11 protein-coding genes are annotated in these 15,137 nt (G+C 71.6%); 5 read left to right on the plus strand and 6 right to left on the minus strand.

Annotated features, from left to right (window positions below):
• Window positions 1–225 precede the first annotated feature (225 nt).
• Window positions 226–828 (plus strand): DUF4232 domain-containing protein, encoded by a 603-nt coding sequence (locus ACFC09_RS06915; protein ID WP_376524552.1) that lies wholly within the window; start codon window positions 226–228, stop codon window positions 826–828.
• A gap of 49 nt (window positions 829–877) precedes the next feature.
• Here ACFC09_RS06915 and ACFC09_RS06920 read toward each other — a convergent pair whose 3' ends face one another.
• From ACFC09_RS06920 to ACFC09_RS06930, 3 genes are all read right to left on the minus strand, one after another.
• Window positions 878–1,654 (minus strand): methyltransferase domain-containing protein, encoded by a 777-nt coding sequence (locus ACFC09_RS06920; protein ID WP_376524553.1) that lies wholly within the window; start codon window positions 1,652–1,654, stop codon window positions 878–880.
• A gap of 189 nt (window positions 1,655–1,843) precedes the next feature.
• Window positions 1,844–3,457 (minus strand): purple acid phosphatase family protein, encoded by a 1,614-nt coding sequence (locus ACFC09_RS06925; protein ID WP_376524555.1) that lies wholly within the window; start codon window positions 3,455–3,457, stop codon window positions 1,844–1,846.
• Window positions 3,458–3,722: 265 nt separating this feature from the next.
• Complete coding sequence (locus ACFC09_RS06930) at window positions 3,723–4,868, minus strand: serine hydrolase domain-containing protein (protein ID WP_376524556.1); 1,146 nt, start codon at window positions 4,866–4,868, stop codon at window positions 3,723–3,725.
• 369 nt (window positions 4,869–5,237) lie between these two features.
• Between ACFC09_RS06930 and ACFC09_RS06935 the strand changes: the two genes are divergently transcribed.
• The 3 genes from ACFC09_RS06935 to ACFC09_RS06945 all read left to right on the plus strand — a co-directional run bounded on the left by ACFC09_RS06935 (window position 5,238) and on the right by ACFC09_RS06945 (window position 11,955).
• Complete coding sequence (locus ACFC09_RS06935) at window positions 5,238–9,230, plus strand: metallophosphoesterase (protein ID WP_376524558.1); 3,993 nt, start codon at window positions 5,238–5,240, stop codon at window positions 9,228–9,230.
• Between the two features lie 138 nt (window positions 9,231–9,368).
• On the plus strand, window positions 9,369–10,553 hold the full coding sequence (locus ACFC09_RS06940; protein WP_376524559.1) for a HupE/UreJ family protein: 1,185 nt from the start codon (window positions 9,369–9,371) through the stop codon (window positions 10,551–10,553).
• A 169-nt stretch (window positions 10,554–10,722) separates the two neighbouring features.
• On the plus strand, window positions 10,723–11,955 hold the full coding sequence (locus ACFC09_RS06945) for a glutamate--cysteine ligase (RefSeq protein WP_376524561.1): 1,233 nt from the start codon (window positions 10,723–10,725) through the stop codon (window positions 11,953–11,955).
• A 116-nt stretch (window positions 11,956–12,071) separates the two neighbouring features.
• On the opposite strand, the gene ACFC09_RS06950 is transcribed toward ACFC09_RS06945, so the two are convergent.
• The 3 genes from ACFC09_RS06950 to ACFC09_RS06960 form a co-directional block, all read right to left on the minus strand.
• Complete coding sequence (locus ACFC09_RS06950) at window positions 12,072–12,971, minus strand: hypothetical protein (RefSeq protein WP_376524562.1); 900 nt, start codon at window positions 12,969–12,971, stop codon at window positions 12,072–12,074.
• Window positions 12,972–12,985: 14 nt separating this feature from the next.
• Window positions 12,986–13,783 (minus strand): MerR family transcriptional regulator, encoded by a 798-nt coding sequence (locus ACFC09_RS06955; protein ID WP_376524564.1) that lies wholly within the window; start codon window positions 13,781–13,783, stop codon window positions 12,986–12,988.
• A gap of 298 nt (window positions 13,784–14,081) precedes the next feature.
• Window positions 14,082–14,666, minus strand: a complete 585-nt coding sequence (locus ACFC09_RS06960) for a nucleosidase (RefSeq protein ID WP_376524726.1) — start codon at window positions 14,664–14,666, stop codon at window positions 14,082–14,084.
• Between the two features lie 42 nt (window positions 14,667–14,708).
• On the opposite strand from ACFC09_RS06960, the gene ACFC09_RS06965 reads away from it, so the two are divergent.
• Window positions 14,709–15,098, plus strand: a complete 390-nt coding sequence (locus ACFC09_RS06965) for a cupin domain-containing protein (RefSeq protein ID WP_376524728.1) — start codon at window positions 14,709–14,711, stop codon at window positions 15,096–15,098.
• Window positions 15,099–15,137: the final 39 nt, after the last annotated feature.

Raw genomic sequence — 15,137 nt, forward strand, 5'->3', positions numbered from 1 at the left:
GCGCGGGCGGTGGCCCCGCGCTCCGGCCCCGGCGGCCCCGGCTCCGCAGGGCGTTGCCCGGCCCCGCGAAGCCCGGTGTGGCCGGAATGTAGGGGAGCGATGCCGATGCGATGTCGATGCGATGTTGATCGGAACCCTTCAAACGTCCGGGTGGTCTAGTTGATCAGCAAGCCGTCACCGCCGCTCGCTCCTGCAAAGCGAGCGGGAACGCCCTGAAAGGCAACCATGCGCGCCCAGAAGCTCTCCCTCCTCGCCATCGCCGTCGCCGCGGGCCTGTCGGTCACCGCCTGCCAGGGCGACGACAGCGGGTCTTCCGGTGCGGGCGATTCCCCCTCCGCGGGGGACTCCGCTTCCCGGAACTCCGGTACGCAGGGCTCCCCCAGCGCGTCCACGGGTCACGAGGCCGTCAACGGCGGACAGGTCGCGGGCGGCGCCCCCGGCGCCTGCCAGACCTCGCGGCTCGGCTTCAGCACCTCCGGCGGCATGGCGGAAGGCACCCTCATCGTCAACCTCAAGAACACCGGCTCCGCCGCCTGCACCCTCCACGGTTTCCCCGGCGCCGACCTCAAGGGCAAGGACGGCACCGTCAGCGCCGACCGGAGCAAGCTCTCCGCGCCGCAGGTCAGCGTGCAGCCCGGCGAGGAGACCCGGTTCACCCTGCACTACCCGCCGAACGACTCGGGCGGCACCGGCGCGACCTTCACCAGCCTTGTCGTCACCCCGCCCGACGAGACCCACTCCTTCACCCTGCCCGTCAGCATCAACGTCCCGGTGACCGACGGCTCCGGCTCCGCCATCACCGTCGACCCCGTGGGCACCGGGAAGTAGGCGCCGGCCCGGCGCGGGGCGCCGGGTCACGACCGGAGCCCGTGCCTCCTCACGCCTCGGCGACGACGACGTAGAACGTCACCGTCGCCAGGAAGGGGCCCTGCGTGAGGTGCGTCAGCCAGGTCCGTGCCGCCTCGGCAGTGAAGTAGCCGGCGGCGACGGCCCGCCGTGTGCAGCGCTCCAGGCCGAGGATCTGGTCGGCGGCCCGGACGTCCCGGAAGACCGGCGTGACGGGGACGACCTCGGGCACATGGAAACCGGACTCGGCCGCCAGCCTGGGGAGCTGTCGGCCGATTCCCGCGTTGCGGATCACCCGCTCGGCCACATGGCGGGTGTAGGCACGGGTCAGGTCGCCGTCCGGATGGTCGACGGCCAGCGTCTCCCAGTCGGGCTCGCCCATGACCAGCCGTCCGCCCGGCCGCAGGACCCGGCGGATCTCGCCGAGCACCGTACGGGGATCGGCGACATGTTGCAGTACGCGATCGGTGCGCGCCCGGTCGGCCGCGTCGTCGGGCAACGGCAGATCGTGGAGGTCGCCGAGCCGGACGTCCACCGTGGCCGGACCGGCCGCGCGCGCTCGGGCCGTGTCCACCATGTGCTGGTCGTGGTCGATGCCGATGACCGTGCCCGACGCGGTGACCGCTGCCGCGAGCGCTTCGAGATCGGCACCGCTGCCGCAGCCGAGGTCGAGGACCGTCTGCCCGGGGCGCGGGGCCAGTTCGTCGAGCATGCGTCGTTTGTAGGAGCGGCCCAGCTCGGACCCGGCGACCCGGTTGAGATACCCGGCCGGATCGGGCGGGGCGGTCTCGAACACAGAAGATGTCATGCCGCCCAGCCAACCAGAAGCGGGAGCGGGCAAGGGGAGGATCTCGCCGGTCGGTGAACCGCCCCGCCCCGTGCCGGCATCGCCGCGAGGCCGCTGCGCGGCGGCGGAAATGCGGTGGGTCACGGGCCGGACGGCCGCGGCAGCCGCCCGGCCCGTATGCGTCGGCGTCGGCGGCAGACCCGCGCAGGGTCAGCCGGCGTGGCCGTCGGAGCGCTTGCGGTGCAGGGTGAAGGTCTCGAACACCGACAGCTCGCCGTGCGGCTTGTTCACGTTGTAGTACGTCACGTGCATCCGGGTGGTGTCACCGGCGTGCCGGCCCGGATCGACGGTGAAGGCCGCGAAGCCGTAGGGGTGTTCGACGTCGCGGACGCCCACCCAGACCGCCTGCTCCTTGACGTAGGTGGAGGTGCGCTTGCCGTTCGTGCCCGCCGTCGCGGACACCGCGGTGATCACCTTCGCGGTGCCGTCGGTGAAGAACTTCTCGTTGGTGGTTCCCGAGACACCGCCACCGCCGAGCACCATGTGCACGGTGCCGAGCCCGGTGTCGATGGAGTCGGTGGCCTGGGAGGCCGGACGGGGCGTCAGGGTCTCGCTGCCCGCGACGACACCGCGGACGGCCAGCGACCGTTCGTAGTTGTGCTCGTGACCGCACAGCACCAGGTCCACGCCGTATCGGTCGAACAGGGGACCGTACTTCTGGCGCAGGCCCAGGTCGGCACCGTTCGCGTCCGAGGAGCTGATCATGACCTGGTGCATGGCGACGACCACCCAGTCGATGTCCCGGGAGGAGCGCGCCGCCTTCAGCTCCTTCTCCAGGAAGGCGAGCTGGCGTCCGCCGGAGTACCCGCTGATGTAGACGTCGCCGCCGTCCTGGAGGCAGTTGTCGTCGTTCTGGAGCACGATCACCCGCACCGAACCGGCCGTGAACGCATACCACAGGCCCGCGAGTTCCGGGTCGGTCTCGGTGGAGGGGAGAGAGAAGTACGCCTGGTAGGCGCCGAGGCCGAGCGGGCCGTTCGCCTTCTCGATCTCGTGGTTGCCCGCGGCCGGCATCCAGGGGCGGAACCGCGCGGAACGGGTGTTGTTGGTGAAGAAGTTGTTCCAGGTGCGGACCCGGTCGACGTCGAGGTTGGCGTAGCACAGGTCGCCGTTGAGGAGATGGAACAGCGGGGCGACCTGCTCGATGCCGGTCACGATGTCCTTCGTGGCGGGTGTCGAGTTCGCGTCGAGCGCCACGGTGCCGTCCGCCGCCCACGTCACCTGCGGAGCGGACTGGTCGCCGAAGCTGGTGAAGGTGAACGGCGTCCGTCCGCGCGGGGTCGTGCGGAACGTACCGCTGTCGGGCGTCGTCCCCTCGTGCGTGGCGAGGTAGACGTAGTCGGTGCCCGGGGTGAGCCGGTTCAGCGTGGCGTGGTGGACGTGCACCGTACGGTTGGACGTGCCGTCCAGGTAACTCACCGTGCGGGCCGCCACGCTGGACCCGAAACCGTGCTTCAGCGTGCCGTAGTGCACCTCCGGCCTGGTCACCGGCGTGTCGGTGATCCACGACACGGTCATCTGGGTGCACGGGTCCGCGCCGAAGGTCAGGTGCAGGCCCTGGACCGGGGGCGCGCCGGACGCGTCCGCGGTGAGGTGGAGAGCCGGCGCGCCGAGCGGGACGGCGGCCTCGGCCGGGCCCGCGCCCAGCAACGGGGTTACGGCGGCGCCGGCCCCCGCGGTACCCAGCAGGCCCAGGGCGTGGCGGCGGCTGAGCCTTTCGGAGGACTGCGGCGCTCCGTCCGACGTGTCTGCCTGTGCGGTCATGGTGGCCTCTCTGACGTGCAGGTGAGCTGACTGGCACCGCACACTGGCGGCCCTCGACGGCGACCGCGTGAACACCGCGTTGCCACCCGGCCATCACACGGCGGGCGACGGGCCGTGGAGCGATTCCTTTCCCCCTGCTTTGCCAGTGACCGCCCTGCCCTTGGCCCGCACATCCGCACGCCCGCACATCAGCACATCCCTACGCCCGCACATCCGCACACCCGCACGCCGTACGCCCGTCGGCGCGCGGCCCCGCCCCGGCTCGCTACGGCTTGAGCGCCGCCATGGCGATGCGCTCGGCGACGGGGTTCATCGACGTGCCCTTGGCATCGGTGGAGTTGACGGAGTACACCAGTGTGCGACGCAGGTCGCGGGTGGCGGCGAGCGCCGTGCTGTAGCCGTAGCGGGCACCGGACTTGATCCAGTAGGCCGTGTGCCCGTACTCGAACCGCTGGAGTCCGGCGCTGTAGGAGGCGTCGGCGATCCCCCGCGGAAGCGTGAACATCTCCCCCAGTTGCGGCCGTGGGACGATCCGGCCCCGGAACAGCGCCGTGATCAGCCGCTCCAGGTCCGCCGCCGTCGAGATCATGTCGCCCGCCGCGAAGCGGTCCGACTGGTTCCAGTCCGTGACGTCCACGAACCGGGTGGTCCCGTCGGCGTTCCGCACCAGTTGGTAGCCGTGGTTGTGCGGGCCGCGGACGCGCGGGTCGGTGCCCGGGAAGTACGTGTGCGTCATCCCGGCGGGGCGCAGCACCAGCCGGGCCGCCTCGGAGGCGTACGAGCGCCCCGTCACCTCCTCGATCAGCATCCCGAGGACGGTGTAGTTGATGTTCAGGTACTGCTGTCGCTCACCCGGGGCGGACTCCGGACCCTTCGCCACCGCCGACGCCACCACCCGGGCCGGGGACAACGTCTCGAAGCGGTGCGCGTACTGGTCCTCGAAGTCCTCGCCCCAGCCGTCACCCGCCCTGATGCCGCTGGTGTGGTTCAGCAACCGGCGTACGGAGACGGGTTCGAACGCCGGGCCGAGCAGGGCGGGGAGGTAGTGCTGGACCGGTACGTCCAGGTCGAGGGCGCCCTGGGCCGCGAGCCGCAGCACGGCCGCCGCCGTCACCACCTTCGTCGTCGAACCGGCCCGGAACAGGGCGTCGGGGTCGGCCGCCCGTCCGCTCGCCAGATCGTGGACGCCCGCGCTGCCCCGCCAACTGCCGCCGGTGCCGCCGACCCGGACCAGGGCGGCGGTCGCGTCGGTTCCGGGCAGCCCGGCGAGAGCGGCGCTCAGCGCCTTCGCGTCGGGCGCCGCGGAGGTGTGCGCGGTGGCACCGGGCGCGGCGAAGGCCGGGCGCGTCAGTGTGCCCGCCGCCACGGCGAGGGAAGCGGTGAGGACGGCTCTGCGGCTGTGCGCTCGCATGGGGGCTCCTTGCGAAGATCGACGTTCGGGCGGTGACGCCATCCTCGGGTCCCGCGCCGTCGCACGGATCATCTGCAAGGAGGGGGAGGACCCCGGCACGGCCCTGAGCGAATCGCCGGGCGAGCCCGCCGAGTTGTCGGGGCCGACCCCTTAGGGGAATCCGCGGCCGACGGTCCCGCCGTGCCGGACCGTCAGGTCCTTATACCGTCCGGCGCGGTGCGGTGCCCCCTGCCGGAAGTTCATTCGGCTGATTGTTCACAGATGACTCGCTGGAGTTCACCTGAGCTGCCCAAGATCCGCCATGGGCATGCCCGATTTGGTTCGCGGTTTGCCCTTCTTTTGACGATCGATGAGGAAGGACGGCGGCAGATGCGGCCAACACAGCGGCGAAGACGGCGGAACAGGGGGGCCGGCGGGCAGCGGCTCGCAGGCACCGCCCTGACCGCGCTCGTCCTGCTGGGCGGAAACCTGACGGTGGCGTACGCCGACACCGACAGGGACGAACGCACCTCGGAGAAGAAGAACTCGTCGAGTCCGAGCGCGACGGCCCTGCCCACCCTCACCCCCGGCGACGGGACGTACGTGGAGGGCACCCAGAAGGTCACGGCCGTACCGACCCTGGCCGGCGACTCCGTGACGAAGCTCGCGGTCGACGGACAGGCGATCGCCGCCGAGAAGACGCTCGGTGTGTCCCGGCTGAGCTTCGACGTCGGCTCGAACTCGACGGAGGCCCGCTACCACAACTACGTACTCGTCAACGGCGCGTACCGGGCGGACATCGGTGACCTCGTCAACGAACGCGGCACCATCGAGATCCCCGACGAGCACCTGGTCAAGGGCGAGAACACGATCCAGTTCTTCGCCGGCACCGTCGAGTCCTCATGCGGCACCAACCACGACGACTTCGTGCTGTCGGACATCCAGCTGACCCTGCTCGGCGAGGTCGCGGACGGCGAGGAGAACGAGTACACGTACTCCTTCGGCGACGGCAACTGCGGCTCCAACAGCACGCTGCTGAAGGAGGCGGCCCTCAGCTTCTTCGTCCTCGGCGACCCGCAGGGCACCACCGGCCTGCGGAGCGACCTGGACACCACGAAGCTCGCGGGCGGCGAACACACCATCACCGCGACCACCACGTCGCGCAAGACGGTGACCAACAAGATCACCGTCAACAACGCCCCGGCGGGCGCCCCCCGGCTCCTGCCCAAGGACGGCACGCTGGTCAAGGGCGGGCAGTCGGTGTTCGCCAACTTCCCGGCGGGCGCCGACGGCGCGGTCTCCACGCTGACCGTGGACGGCGGCAAGCCGGTCACCTCACCCCGACTGGGCAACGGCGCGGCCACGTTCTCCTTCGACGTCGGCGCCAACTCGCTCGACGACAAGTACGACAACCACCTGCTGGTCAACGGCAAGCGGATCGACCTGGGCGGCACCTGGGTCAGTCAGCGGGTGGACATCGCGATACCGGCCCGGTACCTGGTGCCAGGCGACAACACCATCAAGGTGGTCACCGGCCCGTACAAGGAGAGCTGCGGCAACAACCGCGACGACTTCGACATCTCCGACCTGCGCCTGGCCCTGGACGGCGCCACCGTCACCGGCAAGGACGTCGCGCCCTCCTACGCGATGGGCGACGGCAGTTGCGGCAGCGCCACCGACCGCCTGCCCGAGGCCGACCTCCACTACACGATCGACGCCCCGGCCGTCGCCGTCACCGACACGCTCGGCACCGGCAACGCCACCCTCGGCTTCACCGTGGGCAGCAACTCCATCGAGGCCCGCTACCAGAACTACGTCCTGGTCAACGGTCAGAAGCTCGTGCTGGACGCCGACTACGTCAGCCGGCACGTCGACCTCACCTTCCCCGACGAGTGGCTGGTGCCCGGCTGGAACACCGTCGATGTCGTCACCGGCACCTACGCCACCTCCTGCGGCGCCAACCGGGACGACTTCGCGCTCTCCGGCATCACGCTGACGCCCCTCGGCGGCACCGCCGAGGGCCGGATGGTCAAGGGCTCCTACAGCTTCGGCGACGGCAACTGCGGTGACAACGTCAACCCGCTGACCGAGGTCGACCTGGAGTTCTACGTGGACGGCCCGGCCCAGGGCGTCCGCGCCGACCTCGACACCGCGAAGATCAAGGACGGGCAGCACACGCTGGCCGCCACCTCGAAGTCCGGCAGGACCGCCACCCGCGTCCTGGTCACCGACAACTCGGCGCCCGAGGTCGTGGGCAGCACTCCCGCGGCCGGTCGGCGGATCACCGCGTCGGTCGTGCTCGGCGTGCAGATGAAGGACGCCTCCGGCGTGGTGAACGGCCCGGACATCGAGCTCGACGGCAAGGCGGTCAAGGCCGGTGCCGAGATCGGGCGCGGCCTGTCCGCCGGAGCGCACACCCTGGCGGTGACCGCCACCGACGCCCTGGGCAACACCGGCACCCGCGAGGTGAAGTTCACCTCCGCCGGCATCCCGGACACCCCCGCACAGCTGACCCCCGCGTCCGGCACGACCGACGCCGGCCGGGACGTCGAGCTGTCCGCGAAGGTGGCCGAGCCGGACGGGGGCGAGGTGACCGCCACGTTCTCCGAGGCCGAGATCCTCACCCCGGGCCAGGTCTACCAGGGCACGGCCACCGCCGTCCCGACCACCCTGAAGGTCAAGGGCGAGAAGAAGATCAAGGCCGCCGGGCTCGCGCCCGCCGACGGCCGCACCCTTGCCGCGCCCTCCTCCGACGACGTCAGCTTCCAGCGGTTCGACGTCCAGGTGAAGGGCCACGTCGACCAGCCGGTGCTGCGCTGGGAAGGCGTCATCGACCCCGAGCGCCTCGCCTCGCTGCGGGTGTGGAACAACAACTCCGACCGGTGGGACGTCGTCAACAGCGCCCGGGGCGCGCCGGAAGGCAACACGGTGCTCACCGCCGTACTGGACCGCGCCTACGTCGACCGCCAGCAGGTCCACGTCATGGTGACGGGCGAGGACCCGTTCGCCGACGACATCGACGCCGGTGACCCGGACGCGTTCGCCGACCCCGACTCGTACGACTTCTCGATCGTCCACTACACCGACACGCAGTACCTCTCCGAGGGCGCGGTCGAGCAGGAGACGCCCGAGGAGCGCGCGGTCTGGGAGAAGGCGTACGGGGACGTCTCCCGCTGGATCGTCGACAACAAGGACGAGCGGAAGATCGCCTACGTCGCCCACACCGGCGACATCATCGAGAACAACATCCGCAAGCCCGCCGACGAGGCCACCCGGAAGCAGGTCGCCGGAGAGCTGGAGGTGTCCTCGAAGCAGCAGAAGATCCTGGACGACGCGGGCGTCCCGAACGGTGTGATCGCGGGCAACCACGACAACCAGTCGGGCACCGAGAACGGTCCGGACGCCATCTACAACCGGTACTACGGCCCCGACCGCTACCAGGCGCTGTCCCAGGGCTGGGAGCACGCGAGCTACGGCGGCCCCTGGCGGCCGGGCGACAACCAGAACCACTACGACCTGTTCTCGGCCGGCGGCCAGGACTTCGTCGTGGTCGGTCTGTCGTACGGCGTGACGCGCGAGGAGGCCGAATGGGCCGACTCGATCTTCAAGCGCTTCCCCGAACGCAACGGCGTCCTGCTCTCGCACGACTACCTGGCGCCCAGCTCCGACCCCGACGGCCGCGGAGCCCCGTTCTCCGCGCCCGACGGTTCGATGCTGTACAAGACAGTGGTCCAGGACAACCCGAACGTGTTCCTGATCCTCGCCGGCCACGAGCACGGCGTGGGCACCAACGTGAAGCCGAAGGTCGGCGAGATCAGCCACGACGTGGTGGAACTCCTCGCGGACTACCAGTTCTACACGGTGTCCGCGGACCGGCTCGGGCTGACCGAGATCGGCGGTTACAAGCCCGACGACCAGGTGCAGTTCGGCGCGAGCTTCTTCCGGATGCTTCAGTTCGACGTGGCCCGGTCCGAGCTGACCGTCGACACCTACTCACCGCTGCTCGACGAGTTCGGGGCCACCGAGTACGACACCGACCACCGGTACGACGGCACCGAGGACAACATGGTGCTCCCGATCGACCTCAACAGCCGCAGGACGACCTTCGCGACCGAATCCGTCGCGCTGTACAACCCGGTCGGCACCGTGGGCCGGACGAAGGTCAGGTCCGGTGAGGTCGCCTCGGTGACGTGGCACGACCTCAAGCCCGGCTCCACCCACGCGTGGTTCGTCACGGCCCGCTCCACCGGCGGCGGTCTCACCGCCTCCGAGCCGAGCGTCTTCGTGACCAAGGACGCCCAGGGCCACCCGGGCAAGTGGAACGCGGACACGCCCTATTACGAGTGGTTCGGCCCGGCCGAGGAACGCGCACCGGCCGGCTGATCACCGCAGGCCCCCGGCGGTCGCCGCCCGCCGCCCCGGACCCGAGCGGTCCGGGGCGGCGGGCCCGCGCCGTCCGTCCCGCCCGGATCACGACCACCGTCACTGTCGCGATCACCAGTCACGAGAACCGAGCCCGCCATGCCTCCGACACCTCCTGCCCCCACCCACGCTCCCGGGACCCGTCCGGGCCGGCCCTGCCGTGCCCTGCTCACGGTTCTCGCCGCGCTGGCCGCGCTGTGCGGCGCCGGCCTGGCGCAGGCGGCCCCCGTCGCCGCGCACGACGCCACCTCCACCGCCTACGCAGAGGTCACCGGCACCGCGGCCCGCCCGTTCGCCACCCTCGACCTGGAGTACGACCTGCTGATGAAGTCGGCCTGGCTGTACGGCGAGGCGTACGACGCCAAGGGCCGCACCGAGCAACTGCGCCAGCTCGCACGGAACGCGGACGCGGTGTCCGAGTACGTCACCGGGCGCTTCGCCGTCACCCGCGACGACACGGCCTGCACCGCCCGCACCGAGGGCGACGCGGACATCCGCCCCCGCGGCGAACGGCCGTACGCCGTGCTCACCCTCGCCTTCGCCTGCCCGGCCGGCGCCACCGGCCCGGTCACCGTCTCCAGCGCGCTGTTCCCCGACGCCGAGAGCTTCGTGCACAGCACGCGGACCATCGTCCACTACGACCTCGACGGAGCACGCGGCTCGCAGGTCCTGACCGTCTCCGACCCCTCCGTCACCGCCGCCGTGTCAGGCGGTCAGGAGTCCCACCAGATCTGGGAGTTCTTCCTGCTCGGCACCGAACACCTGCTGTTCGGCCTGGATCACGTCCTCTTCCTGCTCTCGCTGCTCATCGGCGCCCGCAGCCTGCGCGACATCACGCTGACCGCGACCGCGTTCACCGCCGCGCACAGCATCACGTTCCTGCTGGCCGCGTGCGGAGTCGTCGACGTGCCCGCGGCGGTGGTGGAACCGGTGATCGCCGCGTCCATCGCCGTCGTCGCCGTCGCGGGCTTCGTGCGGCGTGACCGTACGGACAACGCACGCTGGCGACTGCCCACCGTCTTCGTATGCGGACTCGTCCACGGTCTGGGCTTCGCGGGGTCGCTCGGCATCGACGAGAGCTGGTCCTGGGAGCTGCTGCTGTCACTGCTCAGCTTCAACGTCGGCATCGAGGCGGTGCAGTTGGGCATCGTCGCGGTGGTGTTCCCGCTGCTGGTGCTGCTGCGCCGGTCACCGGTCCACCGCTGGGCGCTGCCGGCGCTGACGGCACCCATCGTGATCGTCAGCCTCTACTGGCTCTGGGACCGGGTGGCGACCAGTGCCTGAGGGCCCGGCACGTCCGGCCGTCCCCACCGGTCGGCGACCGGTTCCCGCCGGCCCGCCTGAGCCACCTCGAACAAACAGTCGTGAGGCGTCCCCGTCGCGGGTAGCACTGAGTCACCAATGCATACCACCTGGTGCCGACCGCACCATGTGCCGACGACGAGGAGGCTGGGTGGACAGCTCGGGACCAGGGGATTTACGCGAGTCGGTCACACTCGGCGTCGAGGAGGAGTTCCTGCTCCTCGACCGGAAGGCGTACCGGCCCGTGGGCCGTGGCAGCGAGGTACTGGCGGCCGGGCGGAGGCGGCTGAGGGCCGAACAGCTGGTGCCGGAGATATCTCAGGCGATGGTGGAGACGGTCAGCGGTGTGTGCACCACCGCCTCCCAGCTCCGCACGGAACTGGTGCGGTTGCGCGAAAGCGCCGCACGGGCGGCAGGGGAGCGGGACTGTCTGCTGCTCGCCTCGGGCACGTCGCCGATCGGGCGCACGGGCCCGGCGGCCGAGGACGATCCGCCGGACGTCCCGCCCCTGCGCGAACAGCCACGCTACCGACGCATCCGGCAGCGGTTCGGACCGCTGGTACGGGACCAGGGAGTGTGTTCCTGTCATGTGCATGTAGGGGTTCCGGACCTGGGCACGGCCGTCGCCGTCGTGAACCACCTGCGTCCCTGGCTGCCGCTGCTGCTCGCGATGACCGCCAACTCGCCCTTCTGGAACGGCACCGACACCGGATACGCGAGCTGGCGCACCGTGCTGTGGCGCAGATGGCCCACGGCGGGGCCGCCTCCCCTGCTGCGCTCCGCCGAACACTACGAGGAGGTGGTGCAGACCCTCGTGGCCAGCGGCGCGGCGCTGGACCCGGCGATGGTCTACTGGTACGCCCGCCCGTCGCGCCATGTGCCGACCGTCGAGGTCCGGGTCGCGGACGTACTGCCGACCGTGACGGACACGGTGGCCTACGCGCTTCTGGTCCGGGCCGTGGTCCGCCGTGCCCGTGCCGCGGTCCAGGACGGAGTCCTCCCGCCACGGGTGGAGCAGGAAGCACTGGTCGCCGCCTGCTGGCAGGCGGCGCGTACCGGGGTCACCGGAGACCTGCTCGATCTGATCGGCGGCACCGGGGCCGCGGTGGCTCCGGTCGTGCAGCAGATCGAGACGGCTCGTCGCCTGGTCCGGCCCTATCTCCCGGACACCGGCGACCGGATGCTGGTCGACTCCTGGCTCGACCGGCTCGCCACCGAGGGCGGCGCCGCCGACCGCCAGCGCGCCCTGCACCGCCGGTCCGGCCGCCTGGAACGGCTCGTGGAGCACATCGCCGTCGCGGATCCGCTCCCACGCCCCGACACGGCACGGACGGCGGTCACCCGGACCGCGCTCCTCGCATCCGACCAGGAGGAGACGACGTGACCACCCCGCCACGCCCCGCCGGACCGCAGCGGGTCGCCGAGCGGCCCACCCGGCACTGACCGCGCTTGCCGCAAGCCCCGGGCCCCGGCCGCGTCACCCGGCCGGGGCCCGCACCCTCACCGGCGGAGACCGTTGTCGCCCGTCCCCCGGGCGTTCGGTCCGCCGCCGTCGGCCACCGGGACCCGGACCGCGCCGGCCGACGGGCCGCCCGCTCTCAGGGCGGCCACGGCGGGCCCGCAGTCGTCGGCGTAGAAGCGGAAGGCACGGGCCGCGGCGGGTTTGCCCAGGGCACGCACGTACCGCACCGGCTCGGTGAGTTCGACGGTGATCGTCGTCTGCCCGCCCACGGCCAGCTCGGCGACACCGTTCCCGTCCACGGCGCCCGCCCTGCTCTGCGGGAACTTCCGGTCCAGCCGGACGGCGGCGATACGGTCGGCCGGGATCCGGACGTCCAGCAGGGCGCCGTAGCGCAGCCGCAGCGAACCGTCCGCCCCGATCACATGCGGACGCACCACGCAGGACGCGTGCAGGGCGACGACGAAGTAGCAGCCCCAGAGGTCCAGCACGAGCGTGACGGCGTGCACCACCGGCCACGGGATCAGGAGGGCGAGGGCCACGGTCTCGACGACGCAGACGAAGAAGAAGCCGTACATCATCGCCGTCTGGCCCGCGGCGTAGGGGACGGGCAGGTCGCCCTCGCGCACACCGTGCGGGCCGCGCCGGAACACCCAGCGCAGGAGACTGGTGGAGAGGAAGACCTCGTGCGCGGTCAGCCTGCGCACCGTCGCCGGGACGGTGTCGCCGACCGCGGCGCGGAAGGCGGAGCGCCGGTCGAGACCGTCCCGGCGGTGCCGTCGGTGGTCGAGCCGGATCAGCGCGACCGTCGCCGCCAGCACGGCGAGCGCCGCCGACTCCACCGCCAGGCGGACGGCCGACGGTATCCGCACGCCGCCGGCCACGCACAGGACGAGCACCGCCTCCCCGGGCACGAGTGCGGCGACGGACCAACGCACCACCCTTCTCGGCCCCCTCATCCGGCACGCTCCCGCAGCAGTTCGATCCCGCGGCGCAGAGCCGCGGCCTGGGCGGGAGCGAAGTCGGCGAAGAAGGCGTGGGCGAAACCGCCGGGCTCGGCCACGTCGCCGTCCTCGGGGAGGTTCATGGCCCGTACCGCCTCGTCGGGAATGGCGTCGGCGATGGCCCGGCCGGTCCGCGCCACCCGCGGGTCGTCCTCGGCGGCCCCGGCCAGCTCGTCCAGCAGGGCGTAGACGGCGTAGGCCCGCCGCATGGCGTCCGGGTCGGCGCTGAGGCTGTGCACCAGGGCGTCGAACCAGCCCCGGTCGATGCCCGGCGAGGCGGTCTCCAGCAGGGCGAGCAGTTCCCGCTCCCGGGCGGCCGACAGCGGCTCCGGCCCGGGGACCTGCGCCGAAGCCCGCGCCATGACGTCGAAGAGAGCGGTGAGTTCGGGGGAGACGGGGGCGTCGGCGGGCAGCCGCCCGGTCCGCTCGGCCTGCGCCAGCAACTGGCCGAGGCGGGCCCGGCGCTGCCGGATGGCCTCCTCCTGACGGGCCAGGTCGGCGTCCAGCTCGGCCACGATCTCGATGAGGTCCCGGCCCGCGTCGTCCGCCAGGACGTTCTTGACCTCGTCCAGGCTCAGGCCCAGCTCGGTCAGCCGGCGGACGCGAGCCAGTTCGACGGCGTCGCGCAGAGAGTACTCGCGGTATCCGTTGGGCTGCCGTGACGGCTCCGGCAGCAGTCCGATGCGGTGGTAGTGCCGCACCGCGCGGGTGGTGACGCCGACGAGGTCGGCGAGCTCTCCGATTCGCATGACACCAGTAGAAACCTTGTCGTTGCGACAAGGTCAAGCGGCGTGCGGGCCGCCCGGCCAGGACGGGGCGGCTCGGACCGCCGGATCTGACGCGGGCGGACGACGGTGATGTCATACGAACTCCCTGCCGGTCCGACGAACAGGGGGACGATCGTTTCGGAAGATCAAGAAGAGGTGGCCGACGGGCGGCCGGCGCCCCAACAGCGCATGTACGGCTCACGGGTTGGGTTGCGACGGGACCGTGCGTCGCCTGGCGCCCGGCCGGCCGGATGTACTGGGGCCAGGCGGTCGGGCGTACTCAGTGGTGGGCGGGGATGTTGCGGGACGCCCAGTCCGCGAGGACGCGGGCGCACTCCGCGACGGTTTCCCGCCAGGTCCTGGCGGCCCCCTCGCCGGCGTCGTCGCTGACGTGCTTGACGATGCGCAGCGGCACACCGGCCCGGTGCGCGGCCGCCGCCAGCGCGTACCCCTCCATGTCGACCAGGGATGCCTGCGCCGCCAGTCGCGTCCGGGCGTGCTCGTCGTCGATGAACGAGTCCCCCGTGGCCAGGGTGGGGCCGTTCGGGTCGCCCACCGTCAGGGGTGTTCCGTAGCTCTCGCCGGTGAGGGTGTGCAGGACGCGGCTGTCCAGGTCGTGTTGGATGACCGTCCCGATGACATGGGTTCCGGTCCAGCCGGAGCGCAGGGCGCCCGCGGTACCGAGATTGACGACCTCGGACGGCAGCGGGCCGCGGGCGAGTGCCGTGGCGAGCGCCGTCGCGGCGTTGACCTTGCCCATCCCGGTCAGCAGGACGGGCAGGGACGTGTCGAGGTGCTGGGCCTCTTCCTTGACCGCGAGGACGAGCAGGGGACGGTCAGCGGTTATCTCGCCGGTGAGTTGCATGCGGTCACGGTACCGGCCGGCGTGGTCCTTATCGTTGGCGTCATGACCGAACGCTTCACGACACTTCAGCTCGACCAGGCTCCCGAGGTCACCGCACCGGACGGTTCGAGGGTACGGCCGCTGTGCGTGCTTCCCGGGACGGCGAGCTTCGCCCAGTTCGAACTTGCCCCCGGGCAGACCGCGAAGGCGGTGTCGCACGCCACCGTGCAGGAGATCTGGTACGTCACCTCGGGCGCGGGGGAGATGTGGCGCAGCCAGGACGGCCGGGAGGAGGTGACGGCGCTGGAACCGGGGGTGTGCCTGACCATCCCGCTCGGTACGACGTTCCAGTTCCGCGCGGGGGAGCAGGAACTGCGGGTGGTGGCGGTGACGGTGCCCGCGTGGCCCACGGACAGCCCGGACGAGGCGAGGTTCGAACCAGGTCGGTGGTGAGTCCGCGCCGGCCGCCGCGCTCCGCGGGCGGGACGGGAC

The sequence above is a fragment of the Streptomyces sp. NPDC056161 genome (genome assembly GCF_042268025.1).
In the GTDB taxonomy this organism is placed as follows: domain Bacteria; phylum Actinomycetota; class Actinomycetes; order Streptomycetales; family Streptomycetaceae; genus Streptomyces.